Source organism: Paenibacillus sp. NN59 (genome assembly GCF_057597225.1).
This window is the reverse complement of sequence record NZ_CP199678.1, coordinates 4993373-5012487: the sequence shown is the minus strand read 5'-3', so window position 1 is coordinate 5012487 and position 19115 is coordinate 4993373. Positions and strand designations below refer to the sequence as shown.

The following is a 19115-nucleotide window of genomic DNA, read 5'->3' as shown; positions in this document are numbered from 1 at the left end:
TGTTCCAACGATGGCAAGCAAGTGTAAATATATGCAATGCCTAAACTAAACTACTGAAAGCGAGATGATTGTAATGCAACAAACATTCAGAATTACAGACGAAGATGGTATCCACGCACGTCCGGCAACTGCCCTGGTTAATACAGCAAACAAATTCAAAGGTGCTGAATCCTTCGCAGAAGCTAACGGCAAAAAAGTAACATTGAAATCCATTCTGGGCGTTCTTTCCCTCGGTCTGGAGCAAGGTGACACCATCAGCATCATCGTTGAAGGTGAAGGCGAAGCTGAAGCTCTTCAAGCTCTGACAGACGTTATGGTTAACGAAGGGTTGGGCGAAATTAATGCTTAATGTTTCCGGGATCGCGGCTTCGGCGGGTATTGCTATCGCCAAGGCGTTTATCTTGGAGCATCCTGACTACTCTGTAGAAAAACGCCAGATTAACGACGTTGACGCAGAGATTGCTAAACTTGACTCGGCGCTGGGTAAATCCCGCGCTGAGCTTGAGGCAATCAAAGAGCGTACTTTACAAGAGCTTGGCGAGAAAAAAGCAGAGATTTTTGCATCGCATTTGCTCATCCTGGATGACCCGGAACTGATTGATCCGGTAAAAGCGAAGATCGCTGATGACATGATCAATGCAGAATTCGCATTGAATGAAACAGCTTCCCAGTTCATCTCGATGTTCGAAAACATGAAGAGTGCATACCTGCAAGAGCGTGCTGCGGATATGCGTGACGTTACGAAGCGTGTGCTAAATCACTTGCTTGGTATCGACTTCATGAGCCCGGCTGAAATCAGTGAAGAAGTGATTGTGCTTGCAGAGGATTTAACACCTTCTGATACAGCTCAATTGAACCGCCAATACGTAAAAGGTTTTGCAACCAACATCGGTGGACGTACTTCTCACTCCGCTATCATGGCTCGTTCGCTTGAGATTCCGGCTGTGGTTGGAACGAAAGACATCTTGGCTCAAGCGAAACAAGGAGACTTGATCATTGTTGACGGTCTGGACGGTCAAGTTCTGGTTAACCCTACAGATGACGTCGTTGCTGAATACCGTGCCAAACAGGAACAGTATGATGCACAGCGTGCGGAGTGGAGAAAACTGCGTGACGAACCAACGGTTACGGTGGACAACGTTCATGTGGAACTGGCTGCAAATATCGGTACGCCGAACGATGTAACAGGTGTATTGGAAAACGGCGGCGAGGCGGTAGGCTTGTATCGTACCGAGTTCTTGTACATGGGCAGAGACAAGCTTCCTTCCGAAGACATTCAGTACAATGCTTATAAAGCGGTACTCGAAAAAATGGAAGGCAAACCTGTTGTAGTTCGTACACTTGACATCGGTGGAGACAAAGAGCTTCCTTATCTGGATCTGCCAAAAGAAATGAATCCATTCCTCGGCTTCCGCGCAGTTCGTCTGTGTCTGGACCGTCTGGATATCTTCCGTACTCAATTGCGTGCGTTGCTGCGTGCAAGTGTACACGGAAACTTGCGTGTCATGTTCCCTATGATCGCAACACTGGGTGAATTCCGTGAAGCCAAAGCTGTCCTGCTCGAAGAGAAGGAAAAGCTGGTCGCTGAAGGGATCGCTGTTTCCGACAGCATTCAACTCGGGATCATGGTCGAAATTCCATCAACAGCTGTAATGGCAGATCAATTCGCCAAAGAAGTGGACTTCTTCAGTATCGGTACTAACGATCTGATTCAGTACACGATGGCTGCTGACCGGATGAATGAGCGTGTATCTTATCTGTATCAACCATACAACCCAGCTATTTTGCGTTTGGTCAAAATGGTTATCGATGCAGCGCATCGTGAAGGTAAATGGGCTGGCATGTGCGGTGAGATGGCAGGAGACGAAACAGCAATTCCATTGCTGCTTGGTCTTGGACTGGATGAGTTCAGCATGAGCGCAACTTCCATTCTGCCAGCGCGTAGCCAAATCACCAAATTGTCCCGTGCGGACATGCAGGAACTCGCTGCCAAAGCGTTGGAAATGCAAACCGCTGAACAAGTGGTTGAACTGGTTCAAAGCATTCAAGCGTAATTTTGCCGGAGTTTCCTCCGGATTTGAGGTCTTTCTTTTTCCGATAAAGGGCTGCGTTATTGCAGCAATATTGCCGGTGTCCACGATCCAGTGGGGCCGGCTTTTTTTGCTTTTTTATCGTAGTGACAGGATAGCTACTCTTACAAGTGAATAAAATAAAATAAAATCCCCTTATGGGAGTGAGAGAATATCTCATCACGCACAGGGGATTCTGTCACCGAAATAGACTGTATAAAAAATTAGTTTAACTTATTTAGCTACAAGCACAGTTTAATACAGGTTTGCGTGCTGCGGTCGTTTCATCCAGACGAGTTACCGGCGTGCCGTACGGAGCGTTGAGCACCAATTCCGGTGTTTCTTCGGCTTCCTTCGCAATGCGGATCATTGTATCGATAAATCCGTCCAGCGTCTCTTTGCTCTCGGTTTCCGTTGGCTCAATCATAATGCACTCCTCGACATTAAGCGGGAAGTAGATGGTTGGCGGGTGATACCCAAAGTCCAGCAGGCGTTTGGCTACATCCAGTGTGCGTACACCATACTGCTTCAGGCCACGGCCTGACATGACAAATTCATGTTTGCACACGCCAGGATAAGGAATCTCGTAATGAGGTGCCAGGCGAGCCATCATATAATTGGCGTTCAGCACAGCACATTCGGACACACGGCGAAGCCCTTCTGGTCCATAAGTGCGAATATAAGCATAAGCACGAACAAGAATACCGAAGTTACCATAATAGGCTTTGACCCGACCGATCGATTGATCTCCTTCGTAATCCAGAGCGTACATGCCTTGATCATTTTGAACAACCATCGGTTTAGGTAAGAACGGGATCAGGCGGCTCTTCACACCGACAGGTCCGGCACCAGGTCCACCACCACCGTGAGGTGTACTCATCGTTTTATGCAAATTCAGATGCACCACATCAAAGCCCATATCTCCCGGACGTGTAATGCCCATGATGGCATTGGAGTTAGCTCCGTCATAATACAATAATCCGCCAGCTTCGTGTACGATGGACGCAATATCTTGAATATCCTTTTCAAACAAACCGAGCGTATTCGGATTCGTCAGCATGAGTGCTGCGGTATCTGAACCGACTGCTGCACGGAGAGCATCAAGATCGACCAAACCGTCCGTACGCGACGGGATTGTCACCGTTTCGAATCCAGCTACGGTTGCGCTGGCCGGGTTCGTGCCATGAGATGAATCGGGTACGATAACCTTGGTACGCAGTTCACCACGGCTTTCGTGATAAGCTCGAATCATCATAAGCCCGGTCCATTCCCCGTGTGCTCCGGCAGCAGGTTGCAGAGTTACGGCATCCATACCGGTCAGACCTGCAAGATCATTTTGTAAAGTATGGAGCAGTTCGAGAGCACCTTGAAGACTGGATTCATGCTGATACGGATGGATTTTGGCAAAGCCGTTGTAACGTGCTACATCTTCGTTGATCTTTGGATTGTATTTCATTGTACAGGAACCAAGTGGATAAAAGCCGTTATCTACCCCGAAGTTGCGGCGGGACAATGCCGTATAATGACGAATAACATCAACCTCGAATACTTCCGGCAACGCGGCCGCTTCCGAGCGCAGCATTTCCCGGGGAATCAACGTATCAGCATCCTGACGGGGAACATCACATTCCGGCAAGGAATAGGCCACACGTCCGGGACTGCTCAGTTCAAAAATCAGAGTTTGTTCGGGAGCAACGGATGGTGCGACTTGCGGACTGGTTGGGGTTCCTAATGCTTGCGAGTCCACTCCAGTCTGCTGATTGACTGACTGATGTAGGTTAGATGTTTCCGATGAAGCTCCCGCAATGGTTACTTTTGTGGTCGTTTCCTGAGTCACAGCGTTCCCTCCAATACACGTGCGAATTCATCGATCTCTTCTTTGCTGCGTCGTTCGGTGACCGCAATGAGCATATGTCCTGCCAGTTCCGAATATTCACGTCCGAGTTCATAACCGCCGATGAAGCCTGCATCCAGCAGTTTCAGCTGAAGAGCATCCACATCGGTTTCTTCAGGGAGCTGGATGACGAACTCGTTAAACGTAGGAGCAGTAAAAGTAAGTCTCACTCCGGGAATAGCTGTTAACGTATTTCGTGCATAGTGACTCTTCTGCAAATTCAGATCAGCAACATCAATCATGCCTTGTCTTCCCATGGTAGACATATAGACAGAAGCACTAAGCGCTAATAACGCCTGATTTGAGCAGATGTTAGATGTCGCTTTTTCGCGGCGAATGTGTTGCTCGCGGGCTTGCAGCGTCAGCACGAAGCCTCGTTTGCCGTTGCGATCGGTCGTCTGGCCGACGATTCGACCAGGAATCCGGCGCATGTGAGCCTGGGACACGGCGAAGTATCCGCAAGTGGGTCCGCCGAGCGAAGCGGCGATTCCGAGGGGCTGCGCATCGCCTACGACGATGTCGGCCCTCAGCTTGCCTGGGGCTTCCAGCAAACCGAGCGACAGCGGGTTGGCGCTCACCACGAGCAGTCCTTTGTGCGTGTGCACAAGGTCGGCAGCCTGTTTTATATTTTCCACGGCACCAAAGAAGTTCGGGCTCTGAATCATAACCGCTGCGGTATCTTCCGAAATTGCCGTTTGCAGGGCATCCCAATCTGTAACCCCATCTTTATAACCAATCTCTACAATCTCCAGACTCAGGCCATGTGCGTACGCCTGCAATACTTGACGGGCTTCAGGGTGAACGGTGCGAGATACAATAAGCTGTTTACGACGGGTAGCTGCGGCGGCAAGATTGCCAGCTTCTGCAAAAGCCGTTGCACCATCATACATACTCGCGTTGGCTACCGCCATACCTGTCAGTTCACAAATATACGACTGAAATTCAAAGATAGCCTGCAATTCTCCTTGGCTGATCTCCGGCTGATAAGGGGTGTAGGCTGTATAGAACTCCGAACGGGAAATGACATGGTTGATGACCGAAGGGATGTGGTGGTCATAGATGCCTGCGCCGAGGAAGCTGGCGTGTGTTTCAAAGTTGGCATTGGAGCCAGCTTGTTTCGACATATGGCGAGTTAAGGCATATTCATCCAGTTTGGAGGACACAGGCAACTCGCCTTGGTAACGAATTTCCTGCGGGATATCTTTGAACAAATCTTCAAGAGTATCCACGCCGATCGTGGCCAGCATAGCGCTCTGGTCTTGTTCTGTCATGGGGATGTAGCGGTGCTTGCTCATGCTTGCTCAGCTCCTTGGGTAGGTGTCTTTGACGTACGTGTCCGTTTATGAAAAGGGGTCTTGACGACCTCGGCTTTTAGCTTTTTGCCACGAATCTCAATCTCCAGTGGTGTACCCAGTGCAGTATATTTGCTGTCAATCAGGGCAAGCCCCAGATTACGTTTCAAGGTCGGCGACTGTGTACCGGTTGTCACTTCACCAATCTGAACGCCATCCGCATAGATCGGGTAATGGGGCCGCGGTATGCCACGCTCCAGCACTTCGATACCGATCAGCTTGCGGGCAGGGCCGTCATTTTTTTGTTGCAACAAAGCTTCGTGTCCGATAAAAGACCCGGCGTTCAGTTTCACAAACATGCCCAGCCCTGCCTCCAGTGGAGAGATGGTTGGTGATAATTCCTGCCCGTATAAAGGCAACTTCGCTTCGAATCGCAGTGTATCACGTGCACCAAGTCCTGCTGGAACGAGGCCTACATCAGCACCGGCTTCCATCAGTCCGTTCCATACGAGGGCTGCCTGATCAGCTGCAACATACAGTTCAAAGCCATCTTCTCCGGTGTAACCGGTTCGTGATAGCAGCAGCTTTACTCCGCATACCTCGGCATGCTGCACGAAGCGGAACGGTTCGATGGAGCTTGCATCTATCTCTGAACCTGTAACCTTCGAGAGAATATCGACCGCTAAAGGGCCTTGTAGCGCAAGCAACGCCGTTTGCTCGGAATCATTGGTGATGTTCACCCCAGGTATAATGTGCTCCTGCAACCATGCCCAGTCTTTGTCGATATTGGAGGCATTGACGACCAGCATGTAGTGTTGCTCCGCGAGTTTATAGATGAGCAGATCATCCACTACACCGCCATCGGGATAACACATCAGTGTGTATTGTGCCTGACCTGGTACAGTTGCGGTCACGTCGTTGGTTGTCATGTTTTGCAAAAAGGCTTCTGCCTGTTCACCCGTTACGGTGAATTCGCCCATATGGGATACATCAAACAGCCCGGCGCGCTCGCGCACGGCTTCATGCTCTTTTTGAATACCGCTAAACTGCACGGGCAACTCCCAACCGCCAAAATCAATGCAACGTACACCTTCATATTGCGCGTATAGGGGGAAGAGTGGTGTTCTTAATAAATCAGACATCCAATCACCTCGTCATGGGCCGTAGTAGGCCAAGTATGAAAACACGTTCTGTGAGCCAGATCAATAATGCTTAAGTAATTTTGGTAATCGAGAGTTAACAGCCGACTGTTCTACATTTTTTCATTGGTTATGTTCAGTACGATTCTAGAACCTGCAATTCATTTTTTGGGAAAAAGGAAAAGGACAGGCCAAAGAACCGGCATGCCAAGTAGCACGCTGTATTCTTAGGCTCTGTCCCTTGTACCTGAGAGTTACCCCGCCGTTTATTCAGACAGGTTTCCCCTTGGGTGATCATAACGTCCGTATAGGACGATTAGATGCTCTCCAGAGTTGCGTCCTGTAAAAGTCCTTTTGCCTGAGAGATTCACCCCCGCTTGTCGGTGGTTTACTCCTTCGGCGCCGCCTCATGCACATCCCCAAACCGGGTGTACGGGCAATCTCTCCCTTTACATTCATCCGCGGTTCATACGTAGTCCAATTAACTTCAGTTGCTCTTCTCATTAAAACGTGAATACAGTCCTGATGTCAAGAACGATATCATTGAAATTGTGTAAAATACGAATATTTAATGTTTATACTATATTAATGTTCGGTTATTTTAAAAGAGTGCGCTTACTATTCTAATATTCGCCATTATATGCAGAAAGAGTAGTGTGAGGTTACACAAGGTGGGTATCGAAATTGAAATAAACTGTGAGCTAACTTGACATTTGAATCTGAAATATCATACGCTATTGTCTGGGAAAAAGGTGAAGGTCAAAGAACGCATGCACTCATTAATGAAAAGCGAGGCGGATATCGATGAGCGAATTGAGAAATGATTTCCTGTACAGTAAAGAGCACGAATGGGTGCAAACCGTAGGGGAGGATACCGTACGTATTGGCATTACCGAGTTCGCGCAGCATCAGCTGGGTGACATTGTGTTTGTAGAATTGCCTGATCTTGAAGCCGGTGTAAAAGCAGAAGACAGCATCGGTACGATTGAATCCGTCAAAACGGTATCTGATCTGTTCTCACCTGTCAGCGGCACCATTGTTGCAGTGAATGAAGCTTTGCAAGACTCGCCAGAACTGGTGAATAGCTCTCCTTACGAAGAAGGTTGGATGATCGAAATCCGTGTCGATGGAGATGTAACAGCTGCATTATCCACATTGCTGAAGGCGGATGCTTATCTTAAACATACTGAGGAATAGAATTCGACTGGATTGTCGAGTTGATTTGTACTTATTGACATATATATGATCCTAATTGAATATAAAAAATCTTGCTATTTAAACCTGCGTGAGCTATGAGCTTATGCAGGTTTTTTTGCTGTTTTTTTCTGCATATTGGAGGAATTTAAGTAGGAGTGACATAGCATCATGAATAAAAAAATTGCAAACGGACCAAGCTATTTTATTGCTTTGTATGTTGTATATGAATAAAGTCATAGGCAAGAAAAGCCTTGCGTATCAAAGGGTTGAGCATATATTCCTAATTAAGAGCGACTACATAATCCAATGTTGTCATCATTGTTCATGACGAAAGTACGCTTTCATTTGATTGAACAGGAAGGTTTTCTCGCTTAGGATTACAGCAGGGGATCAATGATACCCCTTTCATACGAAATAATGACTTGATTCAAGGAGGATAAACCAATGAGTAATTTGGATCAAACATCCAATTCCAAAGGTGGGTTACGTGTTGGTGTGCAACGCTTCGGACGATTTCTGAGCGGTATGGTCATGCCCAATATGGGAGCATTTATTGCTTGGGGATTAATTACAGCGATGTTTATTAAAACAGGATGGTTTCCGAATGCGACAATAGAGCAGCTTGTAGGGCCGATGATTACTTATTTGCTGCCGCTACTGATCGGTTATACCGGGGGTACGATGGTGCATGGCACGCGTGGTGGTGTCGTCGGGGCGATTATGACCATCGGTGTCATTGTCGGAACGGATATTCCAATGTTCCTCGGGGCCATGATTGCGGGGCCTTTCGGTGCATGGGTGATCAAGAAGTTCGATAAATCCATTGAGGGCAAGATCAGAGCCGGTTTTGAGATGCTGGTCAACAATTTCTCGGCAGGAATTATCGGTGGTATTTTGGCGATCTTTGCTTTGCTCGGTATCGGGCCGGCAGTAGAGGCCATTAGCAAAGTGTTGTCTGCTGGCGTACAAGGTTTGATGAACCTGGGCTTGCTACCACTCGTCAATCTGATTATTGAACCGGGTAAAGTATTGTTCCTTAATAATGCCATTAACCACGGGATTTTAACACCAATTGCAACAGATCAGGCAAGAGAATTAGGTAAATCCGTTCTTTACATGCTTGAGTCTAACCCGGGACCAGGACTAGGTATTTTGCTCGCTTATTGTTTCTTCGGTCGTGGAATGGCGAGATCTTCTGCACCTGGTGCGGTGGTCATTCATTTCTTCGGCGGGATTCATGAGATTTACTTCCCGTACATCCTGATGAGACCTATTTTGATTCTGGCAGCCATCGCCGGCGGTGTAGCGGGTACGTTAACGTTCATGCTAACTGGCGCGGGATTGGTTTCGGCACCGTCACCAGGCAGTATCATTGCCTATTTTCTGTTGACGCCAAAAGGTGGATATATCCCAATGCTTGCCGGGGTTATCGTGGCAGCTGTGGTTTCCTTCCTGATTGCCTCTCTGCTACTCAAAACGGGTAAACAGAAGGAAGAGGATCTGGAAGAAGCCTCCAGTCGAATGAAAGATATGAAGAGCCAAGGCAACACTGCAAACGCAACCATCACAGCGGATAACCATGAAGCGAACAGAGTAGCGGATATCGCAACTTCCGTTGCATCCAAGGCAAAAGCAGATGTGAAAAAGATTGTTTTCTCCTGCGATGCAGGTATGGGGTCGAGTGCAATGGGTGCTTCGATTCTGCGCAAGAAAATGAAAACCGAAGGAATTGACGTTGCTGTAACTAACACGGCGATCAGTGAAATTCCGCAAGACGCAGACGTTGTTATTACGCAAAAAACACTAACGGATCGTGCACGTTCGGTAGCACCTAATGCAGAGCATATATCCATTGACAACTTCCTAAAAAGCCCGGAATACGATGCGCTTGTTGAACGTTTGAAGTAAAAGGGAGCAGACTGCGAACCAGCTTCAAACAAGGGCAGCCGTTTTCCCAGAGCCGGAGGCTGAGATATGAGTATTACCAAAAGACAACGTGAAATCGTGGAATTCCTGTTGGAACATCCCCATGAAGTCACCGCGGGTGAAATTGCCGTTGAAGTAAAAGTGAGTACACGTACCGTGCATCGTGAGCTGCTGATGATTGAACAGTGGCTTGAACCACTCGGTATGCGCCTCGAAAAAAAGTCGGGAACCGGAATACGCATTGATTCCGGTTCAGATGACCTCAGTGCATTACGCCAGAAACTGGAGGGTAATGAATATGTAGAGTTTACGCCGGAAGAGCGTAAGCTCTTCATGCTTTGCATCCTGCTGGATGAAGCTGAGCCGGTCAAACTGCTTGCTCTCGCTTCCGATCTGAAAGTGACCGTTTCGACGGTCACCACCGATCTGGATGATCTGGAGTCACGCATTCGGCAGGCGGGTCTGAAGCTTGTTCGAAGGCGAGGCTACGGTGTCAAAATTACCGGAAGTGAAGCGATTCATCGCAGAGCCATTGCAGCGCTTGCTTTGGAAGTACTGGATGAGTCGGATCTCTTTGGTAGACAGCCTGAGCAAGGAGGCTCCATCGTTAATCAAAAGTTGCTCAGTATGATTGGTCACAGCGATGTACTTACCATTGAAAATGCATTGTGGCAACCGGATATCGAATGGCTTGAAAAGATACCTGAGCGGCAATACATGAAATTGCTCATTCAGTTATCGGCTGCTGTGGTTCGGATACGTAAAGGTTTTAACATAGAACGTTCTTCCTCAGGGATAAGAACGATTGCAGGCACTGGAACCGTGGCAGAGCAACATGAAGAGAGAGTGCCAGTTTTCATGGCTTCGCGCCTTTGCAGTGTTCTATCCTCACAGCTTGGAGTCGGCTTCTCGGATGAAGAGCAAGCTTATTTTCACCAATTGCTTACGGAGACAGAGCAACAGATCCATTCTTCACGACTGCTCCCGATCGATGATCTGATTCTGATGGACAGGGTGCATTCGCTTACGGACCAGATGCAACAAAGAACAGGTTATGCGTTTCATGAAGACCGCTTGCTACGTGAAGGTTTAATTGCACATATGGTACCGGTAATGGAGCGACTTGAAGGGCATCAGATGATACGTAATCCACTGCTGCAACAAATTCGCAAGGATTATGACACTCTTTTTGAACAGGTGAAAAGGTCTGTGTTACATGCATGGCCGGGAGCAGAAGTGCCGGATGAGGAGATCGGTTTTCTAGTCATGCACTTTGGTGCATCCATTGAACGGTTGCGAGCGTTGAAGCAGGAAATTCGGGCCATCGTTGTATGCAACAGTGGCATTGGCTCCTCGCGCATGTTATCCAGCCGGTTGTCGAAGGAATTTCCGGAGATCCAGATTATAGACAGTGTCTCTTGGTACGAAGCCGCACGAATGCCAACCGATGAGTATGATCTGGTGTTGTCTACGGTCGATTTACCGATGGAGGAAGATCAGTATTACAAGGTCAGTCCGCTATTGACAGCCGAAGAAAGCGAGAGCTTGCGACATTTTATCAAAACTACAACGTTACAGCGGCAACATCGCAAATCCCGCGACATGGGCAAGGAGACACCCACTCGTAGGATCTCCGATGCGGACGGAATGGAAGCAACGCTGCTTGAAATTGTACGCATTATCGGTAAGTTTCAGGTACATGCAATGGATAATGCGCATCTTGATTTTGCTCAAAGTGTGCTTGGGATGTGTAAGGTTGCACATCGCTCAGGCATATTGAAAGACCCGGGCGAGGTCGCCAAGTTGCTTGAGGTTCGCGAGTCGATGGGAAGTCAGAAGATTCCCGGGACGCAGCTGGCCCTTTTCCATACACGGAGTGAGAGTATCTACAAGCCGTCCATCAGTCTTTTTCAACTAGAGGAACCTCTGCTTCGAACAGTGGAGGACCCGGAAGGTGTCAGTCATGTATTACTGATGCTGGGGCCAAAGGAGTTGTCCAAAGAAAGTTTGGAGGTGCTCAGCGAGATTAGTGCACTGCTTCTGCAAGAAGAGATGATTACACTGCTGGGCAAAGGAAACAGGGATGAAATCATCCATTACCTTTCCCGTGAACTGGTTGGGTTCTATCGCAGTAAAAATGAAATTGGAGGTATTTAACATGAGTATGTTAACAAAAGACAAAGTCATCATGAACGCGACGGCTCAAGATAAATATGAAGCGATTCGTATGGCAGGACAGATTTTGAAGGATGCAGGTCATATCACTGCAGATTACATTGACAAAATGATTGAGCGTGAAGAGATTGTATCCACTTATGTCGGCAATGGACTGGCTATTCCGCATGGTACAAAAGAATCCAAAACGTTCATTCTCTCGACCGGTATCTCGGTAATTCAGTTTCCGCAGGGGGTTGATTTTGGAGAAGAAAAAGCTTATATGGTCATTGGCATCGCTGCACAAGGCGGCGAACATATGGAGATTCTGACGAGCATTGCAGTAATCTGTGCCGAAGAAGAGAATATGGAAGCACTGCGTTATGCGAAAACTGCTGAGGAAGTAATCACCATTCTAGAAAGTGAAATGGAGCTATGAAGGCCCTCCACTTTGGCGCAGGTAACATCGGACGCGGATTTATTGGTTTGATTCTGTCCCGTGCCGGATATGAAGTGACGTTCTCGGATGTAAATCAGGAACTAGTGAATGCTCTTCGGAGGCGCGGGGAGTACACCGTAGAGCTTGCCAATGAAAGCAAAGATCAGGAGACCATAACCGGAGTAACAGCCATTGATGGACGGGAGTTGCAGACAGTTGCTAAGGCCGTGGCAGAAGCTGACCTGGTTACAACCGCAGTTGGTGTAGGCATACTAAAGCATATTGCACCAGGAATTGCAGAAGGTCTGGAGCAAAGAAGACGTGCAGGTTCTGTACAAAAGCCGTTGCATATTATCGCTTGTGAAAATGCCATCGGTGGAAGCGCTCAGCTGAAAGAGCATGTGTATGCTTTGCTGGATGAGCAGGCTCGCGGGTTTGCTGATGAATATGTTTACTTTCCCAATTCGGCCGTAGACCGGATTGTACCCATCCAGAATCATGAAGACATGTTGCATGTTCAGGTGGAGCCTTTTTACGAGTGGGTAGTGGATCGCTCGCAAATGGCACCTGCATTCAAACCAATGGATGGTGTCGTTTATGTGCACGATCTGGAACCGTACATTGAGCGTAAGCTGTTTACTGTGAATACGGGACATTGCGTTGCGGCATATATCGGCTATGTGCACGGATATGATACCATTCAGAAGGCTATTGCCGATGAAAAGATGAAATCCGTGGTATATGGAGCACTGCAGGAAACGGGTCAGGTGCTGGTGAAACGCTTTGGTTTCAACCCGGAAGAACATGAGCAGTATATTGTAAAAATTTTGGGGCGGTTTGTTAATCCTTATCTGACCGACGAGGTAACCCGTGTGGGGCGCTCGCCACTACGCAAGCTTTCCCCGAATGATCGTCTCGTTCGCCCGGCACTTCTGGCGTATGAAGAAGACATGCCAGTGACACATCTCGCCATGGGCATGGGTGCGGCCTGCAAGTTTGATGTGTCTGATGATCCCGAAGCGGTGGAGCTACAAAGCATGATTCGCGAAAAAGGCGTTGAAGCCGCATTATCGCACTATACTGGTATGGATGAGAATCATCCGGTACTGGTGGAGGCAGTGAAGCAGTACAAACAGATGTAATCGGTTTGTATAACAGTAATCGAAGTCTGGCATAGTGTATTGAAAGCTCAGCGTGGATCCACTAAGGCTGGAACGTTAGCAAGTTTATCTATCTGTTTATACAGAAATATAGATGAAATAGAGATACCAAACGTAATAACGAACTTAAGTCTCCAATATAAAGAAACCATCCCTTCAAATTCATGATACAGTTCCATTTGAGAGGGAATGGTTTCTTTTATTTTTCGATCCTAGTTAACAATCGGCTCTTCATATCGCTTTTAGCGAATAAGAGCTGGTTATAGCAAAATAGTTACTCATGCTCACGTACATAGTTCTCCAAACATTGCTGACAAATGCATGACTTGCCGCGTTTCTCGGCTGGAATGCGTTCAAACACACCTTCGGGGAAGGAAACATGGCCGCACCAACATTCCGAATGTGGTTTACCTTCAGCATAGGCACAACCATTGCTTTCCCCACAAAGTGGACATATCAGAGCATTGAGCGATTGTTTGGGAGTGCTGTCCTGTTGATCAGACATGGCCTATCTCCCTCCTTTACATTGTTTTACAATCCGGGCAATGACCTTTTGTTGATTTCAGTATAACAAATACATTGGTTTTGCTCCCAACTTTTATAATCGTGACTTACTCCATCTACACCGCAAGTACCCGTATGAGAGTAACGTATGCACAGGTTGATTTTTTAAATGCGTGGGCGTACCTTCAATCTTCCGGTGGTAGCTCAATTTGTAATCCCTCGACATGCTTGCGCCCCATGAGTTTGCGTTTTTTGCGGTTTTCTTTGCTTTCCAGCACAATGTCGAGATCATAATCGGCTGGATACAACTCATCAGCAGAGATGTGCAGACGCAGACGTTTCTTATGAATTTTTAGTTTGCGGCCCCGAATCATGACCCCGATCTGTCCACGGTTATCCTCTTCTTCACTTACTATACCTGCCTGATCCAGATAGGCAACGTAGACGCGGTCTCCTTTACGAAAGGCACGTATTGGTGCTGGTGCCGGATCGGAGACGGGAGGCGCACCGTTTGGAGATATAGTCTTATTTGGGACGGTCGTATGTGCATTTTGCTCTATAGAATCAGTGTGTTCCATAGAGACAGACAAGGTAGTGTGATGTTCACTATTTGTTTGTGATTGCGATTCTTTTGCAACATCTTGCATCATGTTCTTCGTGAGAGCTTCATCCACAACAGATTTGGAACGAGCAATGATATGCTGGGGCATGCCCAGCTTCAGCGCGATCGAATATGCATAGCTTTCACCGGCTTCTCCGATCCGAAGTCGATACAGAGGTTGGAGAGATACGGTATCAAACTCCATGCGTGCATTTTCAAACCCAGGCGTCGCAGAGGCAAAATGCTTAATTTCTCCGAAATGTGTTGTAGCTACCACGGTTGCTCCGCGGTGATGCAATTCCTCCAGCATAGCAATGGAAAGCCCTACGCCCTCTCCAGGATCTGTACCTGATGCCATCTCGTCAATCAGTACAAGCGTGGAAGGATTCGCCTGCTCCAAAATGGTAATCATATTCCGAATATGCGCTGAGAATGTGCTTAGTGCCTGCTCAAGACTCTGTCCATCGCCAATATCCACTGCGATCTGTTCATACACGGCCATTTCACCTCTCTCATCCACAGGAACAAGCAGCCCAGATTGCACCATGAGAGTGAGCAACCCCAATGTTTTGAGAGCAACGGTTTTACCGCCTGTGTTCGGGCCTGTAATGATAAGGGACGAGTAAGTGTATCCGATGGAAAAATCAAGCGGGACCATGGACGGCCCCATCAAGGGGTGTCTCGCTCGTTGCAGTTTAACTTTACCGTTGCTATTAACGCTTACGGATCGACCATCTATAGCCGCCGCATATTTTGCTTTGGCAAACAGGAAGTCAAGCACGCCAACGGTTTCTGTATTCAGTGCAATTTCCCGGCTGTACGATTCGGTCAGAGAAGTCAAGTCTCCAAGGATTTTCATCTCTTCCCTGGACTCCTCGGCTTGCAGTGAAGAGAGTTCTATCTGCAGTCCTGACAGCTCGGCTGGTTCGATATATACGGTTTGGCCGCTACCCGATTCGTCGAGTACACTGCCTTTAACCTGTTTACGGAACTCTTTTTTAATGGGCAGTACGGTTTTTCCATTTCGCTGGCTCACGACCTGCTCCTGCATGATCGAACGGTGCTTACTAACCAGTGAATCCAGCTTGCGCTTCATGCGTTCCTCATGCACGGTCATTCTTTTTCGAATCCGTACGAGTTCCTTGCTCGCTTGATCCTGAATTCGACCGTTGTGGATACAACGTTCAATTTCACTTCGTAAGGATTCCATAAGCATCATAGATGATGCATAACGACTTACGATGGGAGCGATGCCGGATTTACTCTCCATATACTTCATCAGCTGTGTGCAGCTGTGTAGAAATTGCGCGAGATGACTGAAGTCGCGTTCACTGAACAGATATCCCGTGCCAAGCAGGTTAATAATCGTTTCCATCCCCTCCAGCGAAGGGATGGGCACGCTCGCCCCAAAACGGACAAGAGCTGTGGCCTCCGCAGCTTCGTCCAGACGCATCTGAATCAGATGCACATCGGTCATCGGTTTGAGTTCACGGGCATAACGTTTGCCCAGATAGGAAAGGGCGCAGTCAGCAATATTTTTTTGAATATGATGGAAGCCAAGAATGGTTAGGGTTTGTTCGTTTGAACTCTTGATATTTGCCGTATTGCTAGCGTCATTATTGTTGGTATTGTTGTTCATGTGTAAATCTCTCCTTCATGTAAAATGTTTTTGTTGTGCTTATAGTCAAAAAAATTCCTCATGGAAAACACAAAAAGGGCGGAGAATGAACAAACGTCATTCTCCGCCCTGAACGTATGGGAAAGCAGAGTCCATAAAGAGAGTCTATACAAAAAAAATCCGCGCTGAACACAGCGCGGAAATAGACCCGGACATAGGCAATCCCGGAGGCGATGTTTGATTTCCGCTGTTCTTAACTAAGTACAGGGATCTGACGCATCATGAAACACACGTATGCCTTGACGGCAAAAGTGTCATGAAAAGCCAAACTCCTGAATATGAAACTTGATTAGTTAAGAACGCTCACCGACATCAAAATCTCTCCTTCGACCTGAGGAATATACATGTAATATAAACTGGAAATCACTTCAAGTCAACAATTCTGAATAAAGATGTGGACTTGATTATGATTGGGTTTTAAAATAACAATAGTAATTTAATCCAATGTAAGCGATTTTTTATAAAAGGGAGATGCTCTTCTTGCCTAAATATCTACTGCGTCTGCTCTGCTTTACGATGATTCTTGGGGCATTGCCAGTCATTGTGATTGGTTCCGTCTCGTATACGATTGCCTCGCGTGATATCGAACAGAAAGTGCGCGAGAGTAATCTTCAGATACTACATCAGACTCAGATGCGAGTGGAACAAGTATTACGAAGTTTACAACTGTCCTCAATCCAGTATGTCAATTCACCTTTGGTGCTCCGTGCAATGAAGCAACCGCTGAATAGTAGCGAATTTCAAGAAATTCGTGATTTGACATCCGGTTTTAACAATCTTCAGGCAGTCACAAGTATTGATCAGGCTTACCTTGTAAATCTGGAACAGGACTGGGTCGTATCGATGCGTTCATTTGGTAAAATCAATGATTTCAGCATTCGAGACCGAATCGGAACTTATCTTACATACACCAACAGTTTGTTCTGGGTGACTCAGAATAAAAGTTCATCCAAAGAGAGTGTGCCTGTATCTGCTGGCATGGGTGAGGCTTTAACAGAACAGGCTCCTACCTTGATCTCTTCTGATAATGTAGTCAGCATGGTTTTTAAAATTCCGATGGTGCCCACAAATGTGAAACCGAAAGGGTTCCTTGTCATTGATATTGCGGATGCAGAGCTGAGCAGCTTTTTGAGCCGGAATCCGAATTCGGGTGATTTGTATGTTCTGGATAAAGACCAGAAATACTTTCTGAATGACACGAATTATGGAAATAAATACGATCTGCTCAACCAAGACATTCAGGAGAAGGTTCAGACAACGGGGGAAGCACAAGGTTTTTACAGCGCAGAAGTGGAGGGCAAACCCGTAGCCGTCAGCTACAGGCAGTCTCCGCTAAACGGCTGGTTATACGTATCGGTTGTTTCGCTTGGACAGATTACAGCCCAGTCGCAAAAAATCGCAGTGGTGACCGGTGTGGCGACGTTAATCATGTTATTGGTGACAGGGCTTGTGGCCATCTACGGTAGCCGGCGTATGTACTCACCTATCTCTAGACTGTTGCAGTTTACAAAAGGGTTAGATTCTCCGCTCCCTCCAGCTGGACGCCGTCAGGATGAGTTTATTTATATTGAGGAACGCTTGTCTACCCTGTTCAGTTCGGAGAGAACGATGCGTGAGCAGATGAAGGGGCAACATGTGCATCTTCAGGAGTTTTTCATGACCAAGCTGCTGACAGGTAAAATATCGGAAGAAGATTTCAGATATCAGGGCGAATTGTATGATTTCCCGACCGGATGGTCACATCTGGGCGTACTGATGCTTCAGATTGATACGCTTGAAGGCACGAGATATGAGGAGCAGGATCGGGATCTATTGCTATTTGCGGTCAATAATATGGTAGGTGAGTTGATTCCTTCCGAGATTCGGTTCACACCGGTCATGCTAGATGATGCGCAGGTTACCGTGCTTGCTTCTGAACTGAGTGATGAGATGCAGCTGAAGGAATGGATGCACACACAGGCCGATTGGATTCGTGAACGGGTTGTAACCTATCTGAATCTGCCAGTAAGCATAGGTATTAGCCGGGCTTATTCCAGCATTGGAGATACGCCTAGAGCCTATCAAGAGAGCAAAGAAGCGTTGCAAGGCAGAGTCAGCTTGGGTAGCCGTATTATTTTACATTATGAGGACATCCAACCAAGAGGTCAGATGGAAGCTGCGCTGTATACGCAGTTACGAATGATCGAAGATCAGTTAGCTTCAGCGATTAAACAGGGAGACGAAGAAAAAACAGATATCTATTTTACACAATATTTAGGATTACTGGCGGATAAAAAGCTGCATTTCACCGAGTATCCAGTCATCATGGTGCAGTTATTGTCACGGGTATATCAACTTGTGCAAGAGCAGGGCGGAGATGTGGCAGAAGTGCTTGGTGAGAAAGCTTCCATGGCATACTTGCTGAAATTATCTACACTGGACGAGATGACGGGTTGGTTCCGTAAGCGTTTATTTCTGCCTGTGATTCGTTACTGGAAGGAACAAGAGGAGTCACAATATATGAATATCGCCCGCCGGATGATTCGACTGATCGAGGAACGGTATGATCGGGATTTATCGCTGGAGGCTTGTGCTGAGGAATTGAACTTTCATCCTGTCTATCTAAGCCGGGTCTTCAAGAAGGAAGCGGGTGTTAATTTTACCGAATATCTAGCAGAGTACCGCATGGAAAAAGCCAAAACGTGGCTACAGACGACAGATTTAAAAATATCGGAAATCGCCGAAAAATTAAATTACACGAACCCGACAGCTTTTATCCGTACATTTCGCAAAATAACAGGAACAACTCCCGGCAAGTACCGGGAGCAGCAACGCTAGAGAACAAGGCCTGCTCTGCCCCCCATGGCAGGCAGGCTTTTGTCGTTCAATTTAACTTTCTTTTTAAGCCCATTTGCAGCTTATAAGCCATAGTTAAACCAGGAACATGCAGGTTGAAAGCAGTTCATTTCAAGTATCGCCAGCCATTCTTAAGTGGTTGAAACCCTTGATACACAAGGAAAAACAAGAGGCTAAAACGAGATGATAGCCAGTGATTCGATTATCCGCCACAATGGAGACATGAA

General features: G+C 47.2%; 13 protein-coding genes and 2 riboswitches. Of the genes, 8 read left to right on the top strand and 5 right to left on the bottom strand.

The features are described from left to right. The first annotated feature begins 73 nt into the window (after positions 1–73). Positions 74–349 carry an HPr family phosphocarrier protein gene (locus ACT89M_RS21830; protein ID WP_036617010.1) on the top strand — a complete coding sequence of 92 codons (276 nt, stop codon included), beginning with the start codon at positions 74–76 and terminating at the stop codon, positions 347–349. Continuing rightward, positions 342–2054: a phosphoenolpyruvate--protein phosphotransferase gene (gene ptsP / locus ACT89M_RS21825; protein WP_090915483.1), complete on the top strand. Its 1713-nt coding sequence runs from the start codon at positions 342–344 to the stop codon at positions 2052–2054. Before ACT89M_RS21830 ends, ptsP begins: the two co-directional genes overlap by 8 nt. Positions 2055–2307: 253 nt before the next feature. Here the strand turns inward: ptsP and gcvPB are convergent, their stop codons facing one another. The 3 genes from gcvPB to gcvT all read right to left on the bottom strand — a co-directional run bounded on the left by gcvPB (position 2308) and on the right by gcvT (position 6397). Continuing rightward, positions 2308–3816 carry an aminomethyl-transferring glycine dehydrogenase subunit GcvPB gene (gcvPB, locus tag ACT89M_RS21820; protein ID WP_373323330.1) on the bottom strand — a complete coding sequence of 503 codons (1509 nt, stop codon included), beginning with the start codon at positions 3814–3816 and terminating at the stop codon, positions 2308–2310. 86 nt (positions 3817–3902) lie between these two features. After that, complete coding sequence (gene gcvPA / locus ACT89M_RS21815; RefSeq protein WP_154887565.1) at positions 3903–5258, bottom strand: aminomethyl-transferring glycine dehydrogenase subunit GcvPA; 1356 nt, start codon at positions 5256–5258, stop codon at positions 3903–3905. Beyond that, positions 5255–6397: a glycine cleavage system aminomethyltransferase GcvT gene (gene gcvT / locus ACT89M_RS21810; RefSeq protein ID WP_154887568.1), complete on the bottom strand. Its 1143-nt coding sequence runs from the start codon at positions 6395–6397 to the stop codon at positions 5255–5257. The genes gcvPA and gcvT overlap by 4 nt, the downstream gene beginning before the upstream one ends. A gap of 229 nt (positions 6398–6626) precedes the next feature. Beyond that, a riboswitch (glycine riboswitch) is annotated at positions 6627–6727 on the bottom strand. Positions 6728–6730: 3 nt separating this feature from the next. After that, positions 6731–6853: riboswitch (glycine riboswitch) on the bottom strand. A 345-nt stretch (positions 6854–7198) separates the two neighbouring features. On the opposite strand from gcvT, the gene gcvH reads away from it, so the two are divergent. The 5 genes from gcvH to ACT89M_RS21785 all read left to right on the top strand — a co-directional run bounded on the left by gcvH (position 7199) and on the right by ACT89M_RS21785 (position 13252). Continuing rightward, positions 7199–7591 carry a glycine cleavage system protein GcvH gene (gene gcvH, locus ACT89M_RS21805; protein ID WP_154887570.1) on the top strand — a complete coding sequence of 131 codons (393 nt, stop codon included), beginning with the start codon at positions 7199–7201 and terminating at the stop codon, positions 7589–7591. Positions 7592–8035: 444 nt separating this feature from the next. Next, the gene (locus ACT89M_RS21800) at positions 8036–9499 is read left to right on the top strand and encodes a PTS mannitol transporter subunit IIBC (RefSeq protein WP_154887573.1); all 1464 of its coding nucleotides are present in this window, start codon (positions 8036–8038) and stop codon (positions 9497–9499) included. Between the two features lie 66 nt (positions 9500–9565). Further along, complete coding sequence (locus tag ACT89M_RS21795) at positions 9566–11674, top strand: BglG family transcription antiterminator (RefSeq protein ID WP_154887575.1); 2109 nt, start codon at positions 9566–9568, stop codon at positions 11672–11674. A gap of 1 nt (position 11675) precedes the next feature. Further along, complete coding sequence (locus ACT89M_RS21790; protein ID WP_090915471.1) at positions 11676–12110, top strand: PTS mannitol transporter subunit IIA; 435 nt, start codon at positions 11676–11678, stop codon at positions 12108–12110. Further along, on the top strand, positions 12107–13252 hold the full coding sequence (locus tag ACT89M_RS21785; RefSeq protein ID WP_308723462.1) for a mannitol-1-phosphate 5-dehydrogenase: 1146 nt from the start codon (positions 12107–12109) through the stop codon (positions 13250–13252). Before ACT89M_RS21790 ends, ACT89M_RS21785 begins: the two co-directional genes overlap by 4 nt. A gap of 292 nt (positions 13253–13544) precedes the next feature. On the opposite strand, the gene ACT89M_RS21780 is transcribed toward ACT89M_RS21785, so the two are convergent. Together ACT89M_RS21780 and ACT89M_RS21775 are read right to left on the bottom strand one after the other, a co-directional pair. Continuing rightward, complete coding sequence (locus tag ACT89M_RS21780; RefSeq protein ID WP_154957982.1) at positions 13545–13775, bottom strand: cysteine-rich CWC family protein; 231 nt, start codon at positions 13773–13775, stop codon at positions 13545–13547. Positions 13776–13959: 184 nt separating this feature from the next. Next, a complete protein-coding gene (locus ACT89M_RS21775; protein ID WP_308723463.1) occupies positions 13960–16014 on the bottom strand; it encodes an endonuclease MutS2 in 2055 nt (684 codons plus the stop codon). A gap of 519 nt (positions 16015–16533) precedes the next feature. Here ACT89M_RS21775 and ACT89M_RS21770 point away from each other — a divergent pair. Further along, the gene (locus ACT89M_RS21770) at positions 16534–18870 is read left to right on the top strand and encodes a helix-turn-helix domain-containing protein (RefSeq protein ID WP_308723464.1); all 2337 of its coding nucleotides are present in this window, start codon (positions 16534–16536) and stop codon (positions 18868–18870) included. Positions 18871–19115: the final 245 nt, after the last annotated feature.

Coding starts and splice junctions, on each gene's coding strand:
- gcvT (WP_154887568.1), bottom strand. CDS start 6,397: ATGTCTGATTTATTAAGAACACCACTCTTCCCCCTATACGCGCAATAT.
- ACT89M_RS21785 (WP_308723462.1), top strand. CDS start 12,107: ATGAAGGCCCTCCACTTTGGCGCAGGTAACATCGGACGCGGATTTATT.
- gcvPA (WP_154887565.1), bottom strand. CDS start 5,258: ATGAGCAAGCACCGCTACATCCCCATGACAGAACAAGACCAGAGCGCT.
- ACT89M_RS21800 (WP_154887573.1), top strand. CDS start 8,036: ATGAGTAATTTGGATCAAACATCCAATTCCAAAGGTGGGTTACGTGTT.
- ACT89M_RS21830 (WP_036617010.1), top strand. CDS start 74: ATGCAACAAACATTCAGAATTACAGACGAAGATGGTATCCACGCACGT.
- ACT89M_RS21790 (WP_090915471.1), top strand. CDS start 11,676: ATGAGTATGTTAACAAAAGACAAAGTCATCATGAACGCGACGGCTCAA.
- ACT89M_RS21795 (WP_154887575.1), top strand. CDS start 9,566: ATGAGTATTACCAAAAGACAACGTGAAATCGTGGAATTCCTGTTGGAA.
- gcvH (WP_154887570.1), top strand. CDS start 7,199: ATGAGCGAATTGAGAAATGATTTCCTGTACAGTAAAGAGCACGAATGG.
- ptsP (WP_090915483.1), top strand. CDS start 342: ATGCTTAATGTTTCCGGGATCGCGGCTTCGGCGGGTATTGCTATCGCC.
- ACT89M_RS21780 (WP_154957982.1), bottom strand. CDS start 13,775: ATGTCTGATCAACAGGACAGCACTCCCAAACAATCGCTCAATGCTCTG.
- ACT89M_RS21775 (WP_308723463.1), bottom strand. CDS start 16,014: ATGAACAACAATACCAACAATAATGACGCTAGCAATACGGCAAATATC.